Source organism: Acinetobacter sp. TG2027, assembly GCF_000302435.1.
Lineage (GTDB): Bacteria > Pseudomonadota > Gammaproteobacteria > Pseudomonadales > Moraxellaceae > Acinetobacter > Acinetobacter pittii.
This window is the reverse complement of the sequence record NZ_AMJN01000054.1, coordinates 104,494-125,184: the sequence shown is the minus strand read 5'-3', so window position 1 is coordinate 125,184 and position 20,691 is coordinate 104,494. Positions and strand designations below refer to the sequence as shown.

General features: G+C 37.5%; 17 protein-coding genes. 11 read left to right on the top strand and 6 right to left on the bottom strand.

Going from position 1 to position 20,691, the window contains the following annotated elements; translation table 11 throughout:
* The first annotated feature begins 223 nt into the window (after nt 1-223).
* Both B806_RS0116825 and B806_RS0116820 read left to right on the top strand, forming a co-directional pair.
* Complete coding sequence (locus tag B806_RS0116825; RefSeq protein ID WP_079381024.1) at nt 224-592, top strand: hypothetical protein; 369 nt, start codon at nt 224-226, stop codon at nt 590-592.
* 368 nt (nt 593-960) lie between these two features.
* Nucleotides 961-2,190, top strand: coding sequence for an MFS transporter (locus B806_RS0116820; RefSeq protein WP_017403261.1), 1,230 nt, complete (start codon nt 961-963; stop codon nt 2,188-2,190).
* Between the two features lie 40 nt (nt 2,191-2,230).
* Here the strand turns inward: B806_RS0116820 and yccS are convergent, their stop codons facing one another.
* From yccS to B806_RS0116800, 4 genes are all read right to left on the bottom strand, one after another.
* Nucleotides 2,231-4,381: a YccS family putative transporter gene (yccS, locus tag B806_RS0116815; protein WP_017403260.1), complete on the bottom strand. Its 2,151-nt coding sequence runs from the start codon at nt 4,379-4,381 to the stop codon at nt 2,231-2,233.
* A 203-nt stretch (nt 4,382-4,584) separates the two neighbouring features.
* A complete protein-coding gene (gene sodC / locus B806_RS0116810; RefSeq protein WP_075383285.1) occupies nt 4,585-5,154 on the bottom strand; it encodes a superoxide dismutase family protein in 570 nt (189 codons plus the stop codon).
* Nucleotides 5,155-5,279: 125 nt separating this feature from the next.
* The gene (locus B806_RS0116805; RefSeq protein ID WP_002117074.1) at nt 5,280-6,398 is read right to left on the bottom strand and encodes an AI-2E family transporter; all 1,119 of its coding nucleotides are present in this window, start codon (nt 6,396-6,398) and stop codon (nt 5,280-5,282) included.
* A gap of 124 nt (nt 6,399-6,522) precedes the next feature.
* Nucleotides 6,523-7,167, bottom strand: a complete 645-nt coding sequence (locus B806_RS0116800; protein ID WP_005804567.1) for a ParA family protein — start codon at nt 7,165-7,167, stop codon at nt 6,523-6,525.
* A gap of 158 nt (nt 7,168-7,325) precedes the next feature.
* On the opposite strand from B806_RS0116800, the gene B806_RS0116795 reads away from it, so the two are divergent.
* Complete coding sequence (locus B806_RS0116795; protein ID WP_002116954.1) at nt 7,326-7,793, top strand: Holliday junction resolvase-like protein; 468 nt, start codon at nt 7,326-7,328, stop codon at nt 7,791-7,793.
* 139 nt (nt 7,794-7,932) lie between these two features.
* On the top strand, nt 7,933-8,496 hold the full coding sequence (locus B806_RS0116790; protein ID WP_017387028.1) for a hypothetical protein: 564 nt from the start codon (nt 7,933-7,935) through the stop codon (nt 8,494-8,496).
* A 53-nt stretch (nt 8,497-8,549) separates the two neighbouring features.
* Here the strand turns inward: B806_RS0116790 and B806_RS0116785 are convergent, their stop codons facing one another.
* Both B806_RS0116785 and B806_RS0116780 read right to left on the bottom strand, forming a co-directional pair.
* Nucleotides 8,550-9,080, bottom strand: a complete 531-nt coding sequence (locus tag B806_RS0116785) for a hypothetical protein (protein WP_017387027.1) — start codon at nt 9,078-9,080, stop codon at nt 8,550-8,552.
* Nucleotides 9,081-9,106: 26 nt separating this feature from the next.
* Nucleotides 9,107-9,895, bottom strand: a complete 789-nt coding sequence (locus B806_RS0116780; protein ID WP_017387026.1) for a class I SAM-dependent methyltransferase — start codon at nt 9,893-9,895, stop codon at nt 9,107-9,109.
* Between the two features lie 127 nt (nt 9,896-10,022).
* On the opposite strand from B806_RS0116780, the gene B806_RS0116775 reads away from it, so the two are divergent.
* The 7 genes from B806_RS0116775 (at nt 10,023) to astB (ending at nt 20,683) form a co-directional block, all read left to right on the top strand.
* A complete protein-coding gene (locus tag B806_RS0116775; protein WP_017387025.1) occupies nt 10,023-11,300 on the top strand; it encodes a hypothetical protein in 1,278 nt (425 codons plus the stop codon).
* Between the two features lie 413 nt (nt 11,301-11,713).
* Nucleotides 11,714-13,141, top strand: coding sequence for an amino acid permease (locus B806_RS0116770; protein WP_017387024.1), 1,428 nt, complete (start codon nt 11,714-11,716; stop codon nt 13,139-13,141).
* A gap of 1,037 nt (nt 13,142-14,178) precedes the next feature.
* Complete coding sequence (locus B806_RS0116765) at nt 14,179-15,450, top strand: Glu/Leu/Phe/Val dehydrogenase (RefSeq protein ID WP_017403259.1); 1,272 nt, start codon at nt 14,179-14,181, stop codon at nt 15,448-15,450.
* A gap of 136 nt (nt 15,451-15,586) precedes the next feature.
* Entirely contained in the window at nt 15,587-16,801 is a 1,215-nt protein-coding gene (locus B806_RS0116760) for an aspartate aminotransferase family protein (RefSeq protein ID WP_005078409.1), read from the top strand.
* 18 nt (nt 16,802-16,819) lie between these two features.
* Nucleotides 16,820-17,851: an arginine N-succinyltransferase gene (astA, locus tag B806_RS0116755; protein WP_002116871.1), complete on the top strand. Its 1,032-nt coding sequence runs from the start codon at nt 16,820-16,822 to the stop codon at nt 17,849-17,851.
* Nucleotides 17,851-19,320: a succinylglutamate-semialdehyde dehydrogenase gene (gene astD / locus B806_RS0116750; protein ID WP_017387022.1), complete on the top strand. Its 1,470-nt coding sequence runs from the start codon at nt 17,851-17,853 to the stop codon at nt 19,318-19,320. The genes astA and astD overlap by 1 nt, the downstream gene beginning before the upstream one ends.
* Nucleotides 19,321-19,339: 19 nt before the next feature.
* Nucleotides 19,340-20,683: an N-succinylarginine dihydrolase gene (gene astB / locus B806_RS0116745; RefSeq protein WP_017387021.1), complete on the top strand. Its 1,344-nt coding sequence runs from the start codon at nt 19,340-19,342 to the stop codon at nt 20,681-20,683.
* Nucleotides 20,684-20,691 lie beyond the last annotated feature (8 nt).

Genomic DNA, 20,691 nt, shown 5'->3' with positions numbered 1-20,691 from the left:
TTAAATTCCTGTATTTGACGCATACTGTATGAGATTTACTGTTGTAGAAAAATGCATGAATAGGAAAAATATTGTTGATAAAAAATCAATAATAATTATTGGATTTCTATTTAAAACTAATCTATCTCATTAATATCAATAAATTTATACCTATTTACAAAGCTCAAAAGGAAAAAGTGGCCTATTATCTTTAGCATTAATTTTGAGTAAATAGAGGGGAAGAGTGATGAAAAAGAATGGTTTGTTGATTATTTTCAGCTTAAGCATATTAACAGCTTGTGCTCCACCTCAAAAATCTTCTGCTCAACTTGCTGATAGTCCTATACAGGCTGTATTACTCGATCAACCAGATCTTTTAAATGATGCAAGCAATTTAGATATTTCACAGCAAATGAATGCTTCGGATGATCCTTCCAGTGCGCAAGTTACTATTTTGCAAATAGAACCTAGTCCAGATGCGGTGTCGAAAACACGTACTGAATATTTATTAAAACGAGATCAGCAAATCTGGAAAATTGTGAATAAAAAGCAAAGCTATCAATGTACAAAAGGAGAGGAAACTACAGATTTTCAAGTTAATCCTTGCCCATGATGCTTAATTTTTTATCGAATATGTGGATAACTTTGAGTTTGTGCACAACCATAATTTGCATGCCCTTTTGTGCAAAAAACTGAAATTTAAGCTTCTTGAAATTGCATGATTGCTGATCAATTTAAAAAGTGCTATTGTTGCGCTCGGCAATTGTGCCAATTGGTAAAAATTACCGAATCTCACGTCATATATTTTTTCTCGTTTTAGACACCTTGTGAATACGGTGTTTCACACTCTAAACATGCACTCTCACGGCATATAACAACTTAACTAAAGATTGATTGACCATACATGTCATCGTCATGACTACATTTTATTTTATAGGTAGTCGCACAGACATATGGCCGCTATTTTGAAGTGTACAACTCATGAAAAATATTCAAACGACAACGTTGAACCGTACAACGTTGATGTTTCCGTTGGCCTTAGTGCTATTTGAATTTGCGGTTTATATTGGTAATGACCTGATTCAGCCAGCCATGTTGGCAATTACTGAAGATTTTGGTGTAAGTGCAACTTGGGCACCATCTTCGATGTCATTTTATTTATTAGGTGGCGCATCTGTTGCATGGTTACTTGGTCCTTTGTCGGACCGCCTCGGACGTAAAAAAGTACTATTAGCAGGAGTTTTATTCTTTGCTCTATGCTGTTTTTTAATTTTACTGATGACGCAAATCGAGCAATTTCTAGCTTTAAGATTCTTGCAGGGAATTGGCTTAACCGTAATTTCAGCAGTTGGATATGCGGCTATTCAAGAAAGCTTTGCTGAACGTGATGCGATTAAAGTCATGGCACTCATGGCAAATATCTCATTACTTGCACCTTTGCTAGGACCTGTACTTGGCGCTTTCTTAATTGATTATGTGTCATGGCACTGGGGCTTTGTCGCCATCGCAGTATTGGCATTACTTAGTTGGATCGGGTTGAAAAAACAGATGCCAAGCCAGCAAGTCAGTGTAACCAAGCAACCTTTTAGTTATCTTTTTGATGATTTTAAAAAGGTGTTTGCCAACCGCCGTTTTTTAGGTTTAAGTCTCGCATTACCTTTAGTGGGTATGCCTTTAATGCTATGGATTGCTTTATCTCCAATCATTTTAGTAGATGAATTAAAGCTCACCAGTGTGCAATATGGCTTAGCTCAATTCCCCGTATTTTTGGGTTTAATCGTAGGCAACATTGTCTTAATCAAAATTATTGACCGTTTGCCTTTGGGTAAAACAGTCATGATGGGTTTACCGATTATGCTCACTGGTACACTCATTTTAATATTAGGTGTGGTATGGCAAACCTATCTCATACCTTGTTTGCTTACAGGGATGACACTCATCTGTTTTGGTGAGGGAATTAGCTTTTCAGTCTTATATCGCTTTGCACTCATGTCATCTGAGGTCTCAAAAGGAACTGTTGCAGCGGCAGTTTCAATGTTACTGATGATGAGCTTCTTTGCAATGATTGAGCTTGTACGTTATCTCTATACACAATTTCATTTATGGGCTTTTGCATTGTCTGCATTTACCTTTATTGCTCTTTGGTTTAGCCAACCGCGAAGTGCTTTGAAGCAGGAAATGCAAGAAAGACTGCAACAAGGTAACAATTAAATAAAAAATACCGGAAGTGATATTCCGGTATTTTTTTATTCTACTTAATCTCTTGTTCTAAAAGTTTGTCTTTAAGTGTTAATAATTCTGGCAAGGTTTCTAGCAATAAACTGATTTGTTTTAACACGAGTGTGTAATTCTCTGAAAAGTGCTCATGAGTAGTTAGGCTTTGAATTTGCGCTAAAGTCTGCTCAAGGAAATTGAAATCAATATAAGCCGGATCAAATAAGCTCTGTTTAAGAATTTGCTGACAATCCAGTAAGAGTTGTAATACCTGTTGATCATCAATTTTTTGTCGTTGGCTTCCTAACGCTGCTACGTAACTCAGTTGGCTGTGGCTATAAACCAGATAACGAAAAGCATAATGGATGAGTTGAGGGTTCGGGTTCGGTTCAGCACTTAAGCTTGAAATCATGTTGGATAGCTCAATCTGAGCGTTATGTGCAGCACGGCGAATTCGGCGGTACTCTATATCCTGATTTTTGCCATATTGATATTGCTCAACAATCACATTGAAATAATCTAAGGTGGCTTTGCTGCTTTTATTAATATTGTTGGGGATGTTCCGAAAGTTCCAGTCGGGCCAAATAAAGTTTACGGCGAGCCATGCAATAAAGCAGCCTAATAAGGTATCTATCAGTCGAGGCAAAATAATACTGTAGCCAGCGCCTTTTAAGTTGAAAATTAATAGCACCATAAGGGTGGCCATGAGTGTAGCCAAAGCATATTTCTTTTGACGTAAGTAAAAAAAGCAGACTCCACAAATAATTGTAATGATGAGCTGGCCTTCAATACTGGGTACAAAATATAAAATTGGTATTCCTAATAAAACGCCGAGTAGGGTACCAATCGTTCTTAATTTAAGACGGCTTTTAGTCGCAAAATAAGTAATCTGACAAACAAACAAACTGGTCAGTAAAATCCAGTAACCATGCTGCGCAAACGGTAATAATGAAATTGCATAACCTGCGGCGAAAACCACAGCAATTCGTATGGCATGCCTAAACAGTGCTGACTGTGGCGTAAGTTGTTGCCGAAGTTTTAAGATAAGATCTGAAAATCCTTGAATATCATCATCAAGTAAATTTAAGTGTTCTTGTCTTGTTTGAGTGTTATTTTCAGGAACAGGTTGGGCATATTGCAGTTGTTCAAACTGTTCATGCATTCCTTTCAAATTATCAAAAATAAGTTTTAAATTCTTAACTTCAAAATTTTGTGGATGTTGTTGTATCCAATCTTTTAAAGAACTTTCCAAATGTCCTAATACTTTCTGACTTTCTTGCGAAGGCTGATATGGCTGGTTATATAAAATACATTGAGCTAAGTCTTGGCATGCTTGTGCTTGTAGACGCAGGTTTTTTTGGAAACGGAAAATAAGATCACTACGGCTAAAATTCTGTTGAATATGTTCGTAATGTAAATAATTTGAAGTTGCTTGCTCATGAATATCTCGTGCGAAAAAGTATAGGTTTAACCAATAGATACTTTTATTACTGACTCTGGAAGCTTTGAGCCGAGTAAGTAGAGAACTGCGTATTTGATTGAGGCTTTGAGCAACTTGCGTATTTTGTAGAGATAATTCATATAAAAGCTGCTCAACATTCTCTTTATTGTCCGGATCAAACAAACGAGCTTTTGCTTGTAGTAGAACAGAAATTTCTTTAAAAATTTGTGAGAGCTTATCTTGTAAGGGAAGTGTCGGTTTAATAATAAAAAATAAAATAGAAGTTAAACCGTACCAGAGAGCGCCATAAACAAAATAAGTAGGTTGTTGATACCAATGTGCATATTCGCCTAAACCGAACATACTATAAATAGAGAGCAAAATAGTACCAAAAGAAATCGTGGCATAACGTTGCCCTAAGGCGCCTAGTAATATGAAAAAAGCGCTTGAGATAGAGAGATATAAAATAAAGAAAATTTTGTAAGGAGCTAAAAAGCCAAGAATACTACTGACTGTAAAAAAGAGCAGGCAGACATAGACCAAATTGCGTAATCGAATACTTAAGCGATCATCAAAGTCTGTTAATGCTGCTGCAATTGCGCCTAAGGTGACAGGAACAATGAGTTGATTATAGCCTAGCCAAAGCAAACCTAAAGTTGTGCCAGTGAGTACAATCAGAATTTGCAGGCAATAAATTAAAATAGAGTTCGTCTTAAAGCTATTAAATATTTGGGTCAGATAATTCACGGCTTTTGTTCTAAATTAGAGAATACGTGAGGAAGCAGTATGTAACTTTAAATTTTTATTACTTCAAAAATATTATTCTTTTTATCTACAAAAGTCAGTCATTTTTTAAGATTTTATTAGACTTAAACCAAGTTGTAACGATCAATAAATTAACAGAATTGTGGATATCTTTTTAGATACCCACAATTTAAAAAATACATAAATTATTTAATCACGCCACACGCAATTCGTGCTCCGCCACCGCCAAGAGGTTGAGGTGAGTCTGAATAATTGTCACCACCCGCATGGATCATAATCGCTCGACCCTGAATATCAGCAAGTTTTAATCGAGGTGCGATTACGGCAGTTGTTGCAACACCTGTATTATCAACAACCAAAACAGGTAGATCACCTAAATGGCCAGTGGTTGGAGTACCATGATGAGGGGCTTGGTTCGGGTTATAGTGGCTACCAGCAGCTAAAGCAGCGCCAGGTTTTCCATCTTTTACAGCAGGTGCACAAGAAGCGTTTTCATGAATATGGAAACCACGAGTACCACTTGGTAAGTCAGCAAGAGCAGGGGTAATAATTAAACCTTTGTCGCTATCTTGAAAGCTAATCGTACCTATTTTTTTGCCAATACCGTTAGCTGTCACTTCATTTACATCGACCACTTTTTTTGTATGCATTGAGGTTAATGCTTGGGCTGTGTCTGATACAGTTTTAGTTACCGAACTACAGCCAACGGTAAAAAGGGCTGTAAGCGCACAAACTGCGCCAATTTTATTAAACATCTGCATGATTGGATGTCCTTATAAATATATATGATTGTTTGATTCAAACAAACACAGGTCTGACCTACAAGTTAATTTAAATAGTTAATTTGTATCTAGAAACATTTTTAAATTAAATCTCTATGTCACTTTTCATCATTAGACGATTCACTCTCAGAATCATAAATCATGGTCGTTTTTGGCATAGGTTCAGGCTCAATCGTCTCATGTAACCATTCACGCCAAATTGCCAGTAAAATAGCCAAAATTACAGGACCAATAAATAATCCAACCAAGCCAAAACTCGCAATACCGCCTAATACACCAAACATAATTAATAAGAACGGAATTTTGGTGGCACCAGAAATGACGAGTGGTCTAATCACATTATCTGAGCTACTGACAATCAGCACACCCCAAACCACAACACCAATTGCCTCCATAGTTTGCCCCTGAGAGAACAACCATAAACCAACGCCTAAATAAGAAATTGGAGTACCAAATGGAATTAAAGCCAATAAGAAAGTAACAATAGTGAGTACCATAGGGTTTGGTACACCTGCTACGAAGTAACTTAATCCAGCTAAAACGGCTTGAGCAATTGCAGTTAAACCCACACCATATACGACTGCACGAGTTGTTTCAGAAATTGTATCGAGATAATGATGAATACGAGGGCCAATGACCATTTCTAAAGCTTTACTCACTTGAGATAAAATCATTTGACCATCACGATAGAAGAAAAATAGGCTAAATACTGCAAAGCCAAGTTTGACAATATTTTTACTAATTTCACCAAGCAGCACACGGCCATAACTTAAATGGCTTTGTACCCAAGCTGCGATATTTTGAATCGTACTATTAGGATCGTTATTTAATTCATTGAGTGTACGAGAAATCTCTTTTCCTACAAAAGGAAGATCACGAATAAAATCTGGAACGCTTAAATGACCCGAAAAAACCTGACGTTGTAAATCAAAATATAAGTTACGTCCCTCATGCTGCAAAATAAAAACCGCGCATGTAAAGGGGATACCAACTACCAAAATGACCAGACTAATCATTAGGGTTGCGTTTAAAGTATTACGTGATTCTCCAAAAAAACGCTGAATTCTTAAATAAATAGGCCAAGTCATATATGCAATGATGGCAGCCCAAAGTACAGGAACAATAAAATATTTCAGGATATTAAATCCTAAAAAAATCAAAATAAAAAACAGCCCAAACAATAAAACGCGCTGTAAATTAGGAGCGTATGGATGCACGAACAATATTTCTCTAATTTTCTACATAGAATAAAGTCATATTAACTGAAAAATAACCTGAGGCAAATTTTAAGGCCGTAATGTAAAGAACCTTATACATCCAGTTTCAAAGGCTAAAATTCCTTTAAAACCACTCAGCTTTATCTTCAATTAACTTGTTTAGAACAGGTTGCCATTGATTTTGGATACTAATAAAGTTCTTTTGCGGTTTATCAAAAATGCTTAAACCTTGCATTGCTAAGCTGCCATAGGCAGTGCGTTCAGCAATCCATGCAACAGGTTCCTGTTCAATTTTTTCAAAGAACTGTTGAATATCTTTTGAGCTGGCACTGTTTGGTTTTACACGGTTAGCAAGAAGCAAAATCTGTACTTTGCCTTTGCGAATACGTTTAATATCTTGTAAATGCTTCAAAAATCGACGAGTACTGTCTATGTCAAAAAATGAAGGCTGAAGCGGAGTAATAATGGCATGAGCTTCACTAATAAGTTGTTCAGCATGCTCACCTGAAAGTGCACCAGGCGCATCAATAATTAAATAGTCCAGATTTTTGGGTGCATCACCAATTGATTTCTCATGACGCCAGTCTAGGCTTTGAATCGTTGCAACGGTATCAGGGCGCTGTTTTAACCATTGTAAAGCCGATTTTTGATTGTCCGAATCTGCTAATGCTACTTTATATCCTTTTTGTGCCAATGCTGTTGCTAACGTAATGGCCGTCATGGTTTTTCCGCATCCGCCCTTTTGATTTGCAATAAGTATCGTTTTCATAAATCCAATTATTTTCAGCAGCACATTTGTTTATGTTTTATACCTTAGCATCTTTTTATGTGAAGGAGATGACCACATTTGACAAAAGTTTAAGCTGTTTCGTTATTTTAGATATGATTAGATCTGTAATCTTAATTCGTGCTTTTTAAGGAAAATTTATGTCTGTATGGCTTGCCATGCTTATTGGTGCTGGAATTGGCATCATTATCACTACTCTTATTTTATCAAATACACGTAATGGACGAATTAAGGCTGAATATGAGCAATATATTGCTGAACTTGAACTAGAGCATCAACAAGCGCTTACTCAAGCACAAAAGAGAAGTGTAAATACAAGTCGTGCGGTGTTGAAAGGAAAAATGGCAGAACAATTTGCTCCGGTTTTACCTGAATTTCAGTATTTACCAAGCGATGCAAAATTCATGGGCGATCCGGTGGACTATATTATTTTTGATGGATACACCGATTTTCGCGATGGCGATGGTACGGCAGAAGACATTAATATTATTTTGCTCGATGTAAAAAGTGGTGGAGCTAGACTTACCAAGGGTCAACAGGCAATTGCTCAAGCTGTTCAACAAGGCAAGGTTCGTTTTGAAACGTTGAGAATAGATTTCGAAGATTAACAAGCTGTTTAATTCAGCACAAAAATAGACGAAATTGATCTGTATTGTTACTAAATTTCGATATTTTTTTCATCGCTTAAAGCTATTATAAATTGAAGATCTATTCACTTTGATCTAGCAATATTTGAGGTGTAACACGATGAAAAAACAACGTTTGATGATGGGCTTACTCGCCGCGATTGGCATGAGTTCAACATTTGCATCGACCTCAAGTGAATATAATATTGCCAATGGTTTGAGCCCTATAGAAAAAGATCAATCTATTTCTGTATTACAACCTTTTCAAGGTAATTTCAGAATCTTGGGTTCAAAAGTTTATCAAAATGATGAACAAGCTAAGTTTTCTCCTATCGACTATGCCGTAAGCTGGGGATTGTTTGCACAGCCTGAAATCGCACGTCATATTTCAGTGAAACAATATGACCGTTATTTAAACTGGAAAATTCCTAAATTACCTGTTCCAGCAGAGCAAGCAATGCAAATGGTGTCTAACATGCACATCATTCCTGCGAACCCTGAGATTGCTCAGCAGATTAAACAGGTTAAACGTGGTGATCTGGTCTATCTTAAAGGTGACCTTGTCGAGATTAAGGACAAAAATTTAGTCTGGAAATCTTCACTTACGCCAACTGATACGGGTGATGGTGCATGTGAGTTATTCCGCGTTCAGGCAATTCATTGGGTTGAAAAGCAAAATATATAATTTATAAAAAAGCCTTCATAAGTTTGAAGGCTTTTTTATAACCACTACATTGCTTATTTCTGTTGCGATGCTTTCCAATATTTTAATTGATTTTGTGCTTGTAAATAGTCGGCAAGATCATTGATCTGTTCATCTTTATTGGCTTGCTTATCACTCAAGTGTTTTTCTTGGTTTTCCCAATATTGATAAAGTAGACCCTGAATGTAACGGCCCTGCTCAGTTTTTAGATCTAAATCTTTTAACATGGTTAGAGCAGAGCGCACATTATCGAGAGTACGCTGTTGCTCAAACTCTGTAGTGAGGGTTCCAGCTTCATGCATTTTTGCTAATTCACTTTCCATCTCGTCACTCATTTCTGTAAAGCGACGGTCATAATCCTCTAACAGCCCAATATCATGTGCATCGTCAGCAGTGGCAGGGAACGTCTTAACAGGTCTTTCATTCAATTTTTCTAAAACCTGATCGGTGGATGAGGTGCTAGAAGGTTGCTCCGTCTTAGCAGGCTCATCCGCTTTTTTACAAGCAGTCAGAAATAGGCTAGAGCAAAGCAAAGACATTAATATGATTTGAGGTGTTTTCTTCATAACTTTCAACCAAACCTATTCACTAATTATTTAATGGGTAACGTACTTTTTTGAAAGTGATATGCATACGTAACATATGGAAAATCAATCTGATCTTGAGGACCTAATCCCGTAAAATCATAAACAATTTTTTCAAACTGTGCTTTGAGTTGTAATTGATCTTTTTCAGTCATTGCAGCAATAAAACTCGTAGAGAGTAAACGTTTACTCACGACTTGTTCGACAGAACCGTGTTGTGACTGTGTGAATGTTTGTAGGCTATCAAATACAAATAAATCTTGTTGTTCAAATACACGTTTCCACTTTTCACTATGATAACGAGGTGTATCGCCTTCAAGTGGAAGTAAGAAATCAGCTAAAGCCTTGACCCAATCTATACGTTCATCACGTTGATTCCAAACTAGCCCTAAATGTCCTTGTGGTTTTAATACTCTATGTATTTCTGTTAGGGTATCGAGGTTGTCAAACCAGTGAAAAGATTGCGCACAAATAATGGCATCAATTTTATGGTCTGCTACAGGAATTGAATGGCTAAAAGCCTGTAATGTTTTGATATCAGGATAAACTTGTTGAAGCTGCTGTAACATCTCGCCAATTGGCTCAACTGCAATAACATCTGCATGTGTTTGTTTTAAGTAGGGTAAGAATTTGCCAGTACCCGATCCAAGATCAATAACAGTAGAGTTTTCCTGTATTTGTAGGCAATTTTGCAGCCAACTTACTATTTCTGCGGGATAATTAGGTCTAACTTGCTGATATAGTTCAGCAGCTGAGCTGAAGCCTTTTTGAGCGGCAGGATGTAAGGATTGTGTCATATTTTGCGCTTTTTAATCTGACTGGCATCTATAAAATAAGATACTCCGCAATCATAAATTGGCAAAACACCTATTTTGTTTCATTTTTGACGTTGTATGTGGGAGTAAATTTTCTTTCGGTGTGAGCATGGATAAGCAAATTATTTTTGAAGACGAACACATTAGAGCCATTTTTTTACCAGGCGATTCTAATACATTGGTTCTCTCTTTTGGCGATTTGATTACCCGAGCGAGTGGCTTATCTATCAATGCTGAAAAGTCCCTAATTAAATACCAATATAATGTTATTGGGGTAATGCCAAAACAAAAATCATGGTTTCCTCAAGCAAGCATGATTGAGCTGGCAAAAGCAATTTCGCCTATTCTAAAAGGCTTTAAAAATATTGTGGGTTATGGCGGTTCAATGGGCGGCTATGCGGCAATCAAATATTCTAATTTATTGAATATGAACCGTGTGATTGCATTTGTGCCTCAATATTCAATTGACCCAGAGCATGTTGAAGACCGACGCTACGCTGAGTTTTTTGATTCGGTAGCAAACAAGGACATGCAGATTCAGCCGCAAGATGTCGATTCAGCGCGTGAATACGTTATTGTTTATGACCCATATTTCTCGATTGACCGTGAACATTACTTAAAAATAAAAGAGCTGTTACCAAGCTTACATACGATTCATTTGCCATTTACTGGTCATGAAGCATTGTCTGTATTGGCTAGTTCAAGTTTATTACATGATTTTATTGAACATGATTTCGATGAAATCTATTTTTATCAGCAAGTTCGTAAGGTCAAAAAACAAAGTAAGTTTTACTTCCGTAATGTACTTGCGCATGTTCTTACCCAACATGATGAAATGTTGTTAAAAATATTGCGTCAAAATGATTTTCAGTTAGATGAACGTTATTTTGATAACCCACTTAAACAGGCTATTACACGTAGTCTGATAAAAACAAATCAAGCAACTGAGTTAGACTTTCAAAAGCTTGGTATTAAAGTGCTGCGAATTCAAGAAGATGCAAATTACAAAGAAGGCTTGCAGATTAGCTTTGGTTTAATTTTGGTATTCAACCTCATCAACTCAAAATTTGAAAGTTACACGGTAGACACTCTACTGGCGAATAAATCTTATTTGGTTCCAATTGTAGCTGAGCAAACTGGTGTAGTGCATATTGAATTAAATAATGAAGTTTATTTGTTAGCGATGAATGATCGTAAGATTATTAAATTGTTCAAGAGTGAAGAGCCTTTAACATCGGATATGAGTCCTTTTGTAATCAAAAAATATTCCGACTGCTTTGCGATTAGCTATAAGCAACTAAATTTATCTTGTGATGAACAAGGGTTGTGTGAATTTACGGAAGGTTCAATTCAACCTACAGGACAGTTGACTACCATCAGCTATTAAAACTTTATAGTGTTTAAATAAAGCTCAGACCTTTAGGTTTGGGCTTTATTTTTTGCTGAAAAAATATTTTTTTATAAACTTATTTGTATATTATTTTAAAATTCATTATTTAAATAAATAGTAGGTTTATTATATGGTGATCTGCTGTATTTAAAGTAGGCATAACCAGTAATGTATATAAATATTATATTTAAAAATAAATGGGTTTTCATAATACATAAATTGTAGAAATAATATAAGATTAATTAAAATACAGTTATAGCTATAGAAAAATATAACTAAATGTTTTTACTATATATTTTATTTTTACCTGAAGGGCTTGGTTAAAATAAGTTCACTATTCAAAGATAATTGCATATTTATTTTTTTCTCCTAAAATGATTTTTTACTAAATTGTCGTTACAGTTTTTTATATGCAATCATTAAATTATCGGAATAATGATGCATCGCAACATGGAAGTTCTGCACCTTTGAAACGAGCAATGAGTACTCGACATTTGGTGATGATCTCCCTTGGCGGTGCCATAGGTACAGGTCTTTTTTTAGGGTCTGGTGATGTAATTTCCCAAGCAGGCCCAATTGGCGCAATTATTTCTTATTTTTTGGGCGGTTTAATTGCCTATACCGTGATGTTATGCCTGGGAGAACTTGCGGTTCATGTACCGGAATCAGGTTCTTTTGGGGAGTATGCGCGTCGTTATATTGGTCCGGGTACGGGCTATATGATTACTTGGCTCTATTGGTTAACTTGGACTGCAACTTTAGGAACTGAGTTTACCGCTGCGGCTTTACTGGTTCAGGAGTGGTTTCCATCTACCTCGGTATGGGCTTGGACTCTTTTTTTTGGCGCCTTAGTTTTTTTCCTTAATATCAGTTCAACTCGATTATTTGCCGAATCTGAATTCTGGTTGGCCCTCGTCAAAGTTGTCACTATTATTTGTTTTATTGGTTTAGGTCTACTGGCAATTTTTGGTTTTATTCCTTACCACGGACATGAAACAGCGCCATTATTTAGTAATCTAACTGCTCACGGTTGGTTCCCAAACGGCCTCTTCCCAATTTTTGCTACTATGCTGATTGTTAACTTTGCTTTTTCGGGCACAGAATTAATTGGAGTAGCGGCGGGGGAAGCTGAGAATCCAGCACAGACAGTTCCTAAAGCAATCAATGCGGCTATTTGGCGTTTACTGATTTTCTTTGTTGGTACAATTGTGGTGATTAGTTCATTACTGCCGTTCCAGCTTGCAGGCCTTAGTGCAAATGAAGTAAGTAATAGTCCTTTTGTGACGGTATTTAACTATATTGGTATTCCATACGCAGAAGACATTATTCGCTTTGTAATTATTACGGCTTTACTATCTGCTGCAAATTCTGGTTTGTTTGCTGCTTCACGTATGATGTGGTCGCTTTCGGCAAAAAATCAATTACCAAAAATATTTTCTAAATTAACTCCTTCTGGAACACCGATTGTTGCCATTACTGTAACTATGTTTGGTGCAATTCCTGGATTGCTTTCAGAACAATTCGCGCCAGAAACAATTTTTAAGAATTTGTTGGGCGTTGCAGCTTTTACAATGGTTGTGGTTTGGATTGCGATTTGCATTTCACAGTTTAACTTCCGTAGACAGTGGTATAAGTCGGGTAAAACAGCAAAAGATTTACGCTTCGCGGCACCTCTTTTCCCTCTTACTCCAATTGTAGGTGGGCTGTTTTGTATCGTTACCTGTATCAGTATGGTGTTTGACCCATCTATGCAAGTTGGTTTTATCTGCTGCATTATTTTTATCATTTTATGCTATGCAAGCTACTTCATTTTTTATCGAAAGAAAGATCTAGTGTAAAGCTAAGCTTTTTAGTCGAAAAATGTGTTTTTAAAGGTCCCGAAAGGGGCCTTTTTTGTGCCTTAAAGGAACTGCAAAAGAAAGAATTTCTGTATTTTTTTTAAAAATGAAGTTTTATTTTTAATCATGAAAACAAATATTGTTTTATAAAATTACCATTTATCGGATTCTTATTAATATTTATTTATTATTAATAGTTGATTAAGTCTATGTTTAGCTTGGTTATTTGATAAAGAGCTTTTTGGGTTTTTATAAAATATGAATTAGAAATGGACTTATTATAGATTTAATGTAGAGGTGGTATAATTTTTTGACAAATTCATGAAGGTGATTAATTTTTAAGTTATTGTTATTTATAATTTTAATTTGATATATTTTTTTAAATTATGAATTTATGTTTCCTATAAATTTTTTTTATTAAAGTTAAGCTTTTTTTAATATTTGTTGTTTTTTTATTATAAGGATTAGTGCGATTTGATTATTTTTTCTCTGCTTATTTATTTTAAAATGTTCTAAATGAGTGTGCTCTATGCTATATTTATTGGAAGATTTTATAGCTATGTTCCGGCTTAATTTTAAGCGGTATGTGTAGAGATAATTAATCTGTAGCATTATTGAACAATGTTTATTTTTAAAAAGACTAATGGAGGGATCTATCGATTAGTCAAAATAATTTTTATGGACATATGATTTTTTTATAAATCATCGTTCTTTTTAACTCCCAAACGGTTATGCCATTTCTTTTGTATTTATATTTCAGCCGACTGGATTAAGTGGGTTGTGGTTAAACTTTGCTTTTATAAAGATAGCTTTATAAACAGTAAGTTACATGAAAGAAAGCTTGTAAAAGATATCGATATATAAAAGTAGATCATACTTTTAGTATCAACAAATGGAATTTAAAAAATCTAATGCTTTAGAAGAGCAGAAGGTTTAGTAAATAAACTAAGACTTTGTTATTGCAAGGTTTTGGTTGCTGAATAATAAAGACTACAGATTTATCAAATCTGAGTCTATGAAGGTATATAGGAAAAAAGATGTCAGATCTTTCATACGTAAACGAACATAGCAATGCATGGCAAACTTACTTGGCACAAATTGACCGTGTAGCGCCATATTTAGAACACTTAGCTGATTATATCGATACTTTAAAACGTCCTAAGCGTGCGCTTATTGTTGACGTGCCAATCGTGATGGATGACGGTTCGATCCAGCACTTTGAAGGTTACCGTGTACAACACAACTTGTCTCGTGGTCCAGGTAAAGGCGGTGTTCGTTACCATCCAAATGTTGATTTGAATGAAGTGATGGCGTTGTCTGCATGGATGACAATTAAAACTGCTGTTTTGAACTTGCCATTTGGTGGTGCAAAAGGTGGTATCCGTGTTGATCCACGTAAATTATCAACTCGTGAATTAGAGCGTTTGACTCGTCGTTATACGACTGAAATTGGTCATATTATTGGGCCTCAAAAAGATATTCCTGCTCCAGACGTTGGTACGAATGCCAATATCATGGGTTGGATGATGGATACTTATTCTACTAGCCAAGGTCACACGGTAACTGGTGTTGTAACTGGTAAACCAGTTCACTTAGGCGGTTCTTTAGGTCGTGTGAAAGCAACTGGTCGTGGCGTATTCGTTACAGGTCGTGAAGTAGCAGCAAAAATTAATTTACCAATTGAAGGCGCGAAAGTTGCTATTCAAGGTTTTGGTAACGTAGGTAGTGAAGCAGCTTTCTTATTTGTTGAATCGAAAGCGAAAGTTACACACGTTCAAGACCACACTGGCACAATTTTCAATGCTGATGGTATTGATCTTGAAGCATTACGTGATCACGTAAATGCAAATCAAGGTGTTGGTGGTTTTGCCGGCGCTCAATCAATTGCTGACGAAGATTTCTGGACAGCTGAAGTTGACATTATTGTTCCAGCTGCACTAGAAGGTCAAATCACTGTTGAACGTGCTCAAAAACTTAAAGCTAAGTTGATTTTAGAAGGCGCAAACGGCCCGACATATCCTAAAGCTGAAGACGTATTAGTTGAGCGTGGCATTGTTGTAGTTCCTGACGTGGTATGTAACGCCGGCGGTGTAACTGTAAGTTACTTCGAATGGGTTCAAGACATGGCGAGCTACTTCTGGAGCGAAGAAGAAATCAACGAGCGTTTAGACAAATTGATGGTTCAAGCTATGGAAGATGTTTGGAATACAGCAAACAGCAACGCTTGTACTTTACGTACAGCGGCTTACATCTTGGCATGTGAGCGTATCTTAAAAGCTCGTAAAGAACGCGGTATTTTCCCAGGCTAATCTGCGGAAATTACTTTTAGAAAAAGTGGTCTGAACAAATATAAAGGATGTTATAGGGTTTATTTGTTCAGCCCCTTTTTCTGAATTATTTAAATTTAAGTGTTATCGAATATATTAAATAAATACTGAGGTAAGCATGGAACAGCCAATTTCTGTAACTCGAAGCAACTTTAACGACTGGATGGTTCCAGTTTTTGCACCGGCAAATTTCATTCCGGTACGTGGCGAAGGTTCACGTATTTGGGATCAAGAAAATAAAGAATATATCGATTTTGCAGGCGGGATTGCAGTAAACGCATTAGGTCATGCGCATCCAGTGGCAGTAAATGCTTTAACAGAACAAGCAACAAAACTTTGGCACGTTGGTAACGGTTATACAAATGAACCAGTACTACGCCTTGCAAAACAACTCACTGAAAATACATTTGCAGACAAGGTTTTCTTCTGTAACTCAGGTGCAGAAGCGAACGAAGCAGCATTAAAACTAGCTCGTAAAGTTGGACTAGACAGCGGTGTTGCTGGCAAAAGTGGCATTGTGGCATTTAACAATGCTTTCCATGGCCGTACCTTATTTACCGTTTCGGCGGGTGGTCAACCTAAATATTCACAAGACTTTGCACCACTTCCGAACGGTATTAATCATGTTGCCTTTAATGATTTAGAAGCTGCAAAAGCGGTCATTAATGAGCAAACTTGTGCAGTTATTGTTGAGCCGATCCAAGGTGAAGGCGGCGTTATTCCTGCTGACATCGAATTTTTAAAAGGTTTACGTGCACTGTGTGATGAGTTTGGTGCATTGCTGATTTTTGATGAAGTACAAACTGGTGTTGGTCGTACTGGTGCACTTTATGCCTACATGAACTCTGGCGTTATTCCGGATGTATTAACCACTGCAAAAGCACTAGGTGGTGGTTTTCCAGTCGGTGCAATGTTAACAACAGATAAATTTGCTCCGCATTTCTCAGTCGGTACACATGGTACGACTTATGGTGGTAACCCGTTAGCGAGTGCGGTTGCAGGTGCAGTGTTTGAGTTTATTAATACGCCTGAAGTACTTGAAGGTGTAAAACATCGTCATCAATATTTCCTAGACGCATTAAATAAATTGAATACTGAATACCCGATTTTTGAAGAAATTCGTGGTCAAGGCTTACTCATTGGTTGTGTATTAAAAGCTGAGTATGCAGGGAAAGCGAAAGACATTACGACTTGGGCGGGCGAAGAAGGTTTGCTTGCTTTAATCGCGGGACCAAACGTGGTTCGTTTTACACCGTCTCTAATTATTCCTGAACAAGATATTGATGAAGGGATTGCTCGTTTAAAACGCGCATTGGCAAAGTTGGCTAAATAAAAAAAAGGAAAGCTAGCCATGATGATCGTCCGTCATGCCGAGTTTCGAGACCTTGAAGATATTTATAAATTAGCAGGTAAGTCGGGTGTAGGCCTGACTTCCTTGCCACAAAATATGGATACACTTTCGGCTCGAATTTCACGTACTCGCAATACTTTAAATGGCAATGTCCATAAAAGTGAACAAGGTTATCTATTTGTTCTTGAAGATACAGAAGCTCAACGTGTTATTGGATTAAGTGCAATTGAAGTTGCTGTAGGACTCATTGAACCTTGGTACAACTTTCATGTTGGTACTCAAGTACACGCTTCAAAAGCATTAAATGTCTATAAGTCATTACCTACTTTATTTTTAAGTAATGACAGAACAGGTAGTAGCGAACTCTGTACACTATTTTTAGATCCAGAGCGTCGTGAAAACCAAAACGGTAAATTCTTATCGAAGATCCGTTTTATGTTTATCGCTGCCTTTAAGCAATATTTCGAGAAAAAGTTAATTGCTGAAATGCGTGGTTTCTCAGACGAAAATGGATGTTCTCCATTTTGGGATGCGATTGGTCACCATTTCTTTAATATGGATTTTTCAACAGCAGACTATTTGAGTGGAATTGGGCAAAAAGTATTTATTGCAGAGCTTATGCCACGTTTCCCAGTCTATGTAGATCTCTTGCCAAAAGATGCGCAAGAGGTAATTGGAAAAATGCATCCACAAACTTTACCTGCTTATCATGTGCTTGAGTCGGAAGGCTTACGCTATCAAGGATATGTCGATATTTTTGATGCTGGTCCAACTATTGAAGCCAATATTGATGAATTGCGAGCAGTAAAAGAAAGTCAGTTACTAAACGTCAAAATTACAAGTGAAGCTGCGGTCGGTAAGACCCAATATCTCATTGCCAATGATAATTATCATGACTATAAGGCAATGCTGTTAAAGCTTGATCTTGTTGATAACACAATAAATTTAACACATGAACAAGCTGAAAAACTCGGTGTACAAGAAGGTCACGTTGTTCGTGTGTTATCACTAAATCCAATGGAAGTATCCTGATGTCAAACTCTTTATTTATAAACGGTGTCTGGTTACAAGGCAGCGGCGCAACATTTGAGAAAACAAATCCTGTTGATAACCAAACTGTATGGTCAGGTGCCGAGGCTACTGCTACTAATGTAGAACAAGCTTGTCAGGCAGCGCGTACTGCGTTTCCAGCTTGGGCGCGTTTACCACTTGCAGAGCGTGTAGCGATTGTTGAAAAATTTGCCGCTTTGCTTGAAGAAAATAAAAAGCATTTAGCAGAAGTTATTAGCCAAGAAACCAGTAAGCCATTTTGGGAAACGTTAACTGAAGTTCAATCAATGATTGGCAAAGTTGCGATTTCGATTCGCGCTTACCACCAGCGTACAGGCGAAAGCTCAACTGAAATGGCCGATGGTGTAGCATCTTTACGTCATCGTCCGCATGGTGTGCTTGCAGTTTTCGGTCCATATAACTTCCCGGGCCATCTACCAAATGGGCATATTGTTCCTGCATTGCTTGCTGGCAACACAGTTGTATTTAAACCAAGTGAATTAACACCTTGGACTGCTGAAGAAACTGTAAAACTTTGGCAGCAAGCGGGTTTGCCAAATGGTGTGATGAACTTAGTGCAAGGTGGTCGTACCACTGGTGAAGCGCTAGCTGCTTCACATGAAATTGACGGTTTATTGTTTACTGGAAGTGCAAACACGGGTTATCACTTGCATAAGCAAATGGCAGGTGCTCCTGAGAAAATCCTTGCGCTTGAAATGGGCGGCAATAATGCATTGATTATTGATGAAATTATTGATGTCGATGCTGTGGTTAATCTCACTATTCAATCTGCATTTGTTTCGGCAGGTCAGCGTTGTACATGTGCACGCCGTATCTTGGTGAAAAATGGTGCAGAAGGTGATGCATTTATTCAACGTTTCGTTGAAGTCGCAAAAAATCTAAAAGTTGGTCGTTGGAATGATGAGCAACAACCATTTATGGGTGGCGTTATCTCGTCCGTTGCCGCATCAAATATGATGCTTGCTCAGCAAAGGTTACTTGAGCTGGGTGCAAAAAGTTTATTAGCCATGACACGTCCTCAAGAAGACAGTTCTCTACTTACTCCGGGTATTGTTGATGTCACAGGCGTGAAAGATATTCCGGATGAAGAATATTTTGGCCCGCTTACCACCATTCAACGTTATGACAACTTTGATGAAGCATTAAAAATTGCTAACGCAACTCGTTTTGGCTTGTCAGTTGGTTTGGTTTCACCAAAACGTGAACTGTTTGATGACTTACTCATTGAAGCACGTGCGGGTATTGTGAATTGGAATAAGCCGTTAACTGGAGCTTCAAGTGCTGCACCGTTTGGTGGTGTAGGGGCATCAGGTAATCACCGCGCGAGTGCTTTTTATGCTGCCGACTATTGTGCTTGGCCAATGGCATCACTTGAAAGTGACAGCTTAACCTTACCAGAAAAATTATCTCCAGGGATTGTGTTGCCTTAAACACTAGGGAAAGAAAAAAATGAAAGGATATGAAGTAAATTTCGATGGTTTAGTGGGACCAACACATCACTACGCGGGTTTGTCGTTTGGTAATGAAGCATCGACAAAAAACCGTAATAATACCTCGAATCCAAAATTAGCAGCTAAACAAGGTTTGCTAAAGATGAAAGCTTTGGCTGACATGGGAATGAAACAAGGTGTACTTGCTCCGCATGAGCGTCCACATGTTCCAATGTTACGCCGTTTAGGTTTTACAGGTGATGACATTAGCGTTGTTGCTCAAGCAATGCGTCATTCACCTGAACTATTGTCATCTTTAAGTTCAGCTTCTCCAATGTGGACTGCCAATGCGGCTACTGTTTCACCTTCGGCAGATAGCCAAGATGAGCGTGTGCATTTCACAGCAGCGAACTTGAACAATAAGTTTCACCGTTCAATTGAAGCTGAAACTACAAGCCAAGTTTTACAAGCAATCTTTAAAAATGAACGCCACTTTGTACACCACGAAGCATTACCACAAGTAGCTTTGTTTGGTGACGAAGGAGCAGCCAATCACAACCGTTTAGGTGGTGATTATGCTAAGCGCGGTGTTCAGGTTTTTGTTTATGGTCAACAACATTTAAATAATGGCTTGCCGGGACCAAAACGCTATCCGGCTCGTCAAACGCGTGAGGCAAGTGAAGCAATTGCACGTTTGCACCGTTTAGATGATGCACATACTGTTTTTGTTCAGCAAAATCCGGATGTAATTGATCAGGGCGTTTTCCATAATGATGTGATCGCGGTAAGTAATCAACAGGTTTTATTCCATCATCAACATGCCTTTTTAAATCAAGATCAGGCTTTTGCTGAAATTCGTCAAAAAATGGCAAGCATCGGTGAAGACTTTATTTCAATTGAAGTCCCTGAAAACCGTGTTACCGTTGACGATGCCGTAGCAACCTATTTATTTAATAGCCAAATTTTGACTCGTCCAGATGGTGGAATGACTATTGTTGTACCAGAAGAGTCTCGTCAAAATACAGCTGTGTGGGGCTATTTAAATGACATGATTCAAATGGGCACACCAATTGATGCTATTCAGGTATATGACTTACGCGAAAGTATGCGTAACGGTGGTGGTCCAGCTTGTCTACGTTTACGTGTAGCTTTAAACGAAACTGAGTTAAATGCCGTAAATCCAAAAGTACTCATGAACGATCAGTTGTTTGGCACACTCAATCAATGGGTTGATAAACATTATCGTGATCGTTTAGCACAAGAAGATTTGGCTGATCCGCATTTGTTAATGGAAAGCCGTATGGCACTTGACGAACTGACCAAAATTTTAGGTTTAGGTTCGGTTTATCCTTTCCAAAAATAATGAGGAGG

Excerpts from the sequence above, each read along its gene's own strand:
- B806_RS0116820 (WP_017403261.1), top strand. The coding sequence starts at position 961 with ATGAAAAATATTCAAACGACAACGTTGAACCGTACAACGTTGATGTTT.
- sodC (WP_075383285.1), bottom strand. The coding sequence starts at position 5,154 with ATGTTTAATAAAATTGGCGCAGTTTGTGCGCTTACAGCCCTTTTTACC.
- B806_RS0116800 (WP_005804567.1), bottom strand. The coding sequence starts at position 7,167 with ATGAAAACGATACTTATTGCAAATCAAAAGGGCGGATGCGGAAAAACC.
- B806_RS0116795 (WP_002116954.1), top strand. The coding sequence starts at position 7,326 with ATGTCTGTATGGCTTGCCATGCTTATTGGTGCTGGAATTGGCATCATT.
- B806_RS0116790 (WP_017387028.1), top strand. The coding sequence starts at position 7,933 with ATGAAAAAACAACGTTTGATGATGGGCTTACTCGCCGCGATTGGCATG.
- B806_RS0116785 (WP_017387027.1), bottom strand. The coding sequence starts at position 9,080 with ATGAAGAAAACACCTCAAATCATATTAATGTCTTTGCTTTGCTCTAGC.
- B806_RS0116780 (WP_017387026.1), bottom strand. The coding sequence starts at position 9,895 with ATGACACAATCCTTACATCCTGCCGCTCAAAAAGGCTTCAGCTCAGCT.
- B806_RS0116775 (WP_017387025.1), top strand. The coding sequence starts at position 10,023 with ATGGATAAGCAAATTATTTTTGAAGACGAACACATTAGAGCCATTTTT.
- B806_RS0116770 (WP_017387024.1), top strand. The coding sequence starts at position 11,714 with ATGCAATCATTAAATTATCGGAATAATGATGCATCGCAACATGGAAGT.
- B806_RS0116765 (WP_017403259.1), top strand. The coding sequence starts at position 14,179 with ATGTCAGATCTTTCATACGTAAACGAACATAGCAATGCATGGCAAACT.
- B806_RS0116760 (WP_005078409.1), top strand. The coding sequence starts at position 15,587 with ATGGAACAGCCAATTTCTGTAACTCGAAGCAACTTTAACGACTGGATG.
- astA (WP_002116871.1), top strand. The coding sequence starts at position 16,820 with ATGATGATCGTCCGTCATGCCGAGTTTCGAGACCTTGAAGATATTTAT.
- astD (WP_017387022.1), top strand. The coding sequence starts at position 17,851 with ATGTCAAACTCTTTATTTATAAACGGTGTCTGGTTACAAGGCAGCGGC.
- astB (WP_017387021.1), top strand. The coding sequence starts at position 19,340 with ATGAAAGGATATGAAGTAAATTTCGATGGTTTAGTGGGACCAACACAT.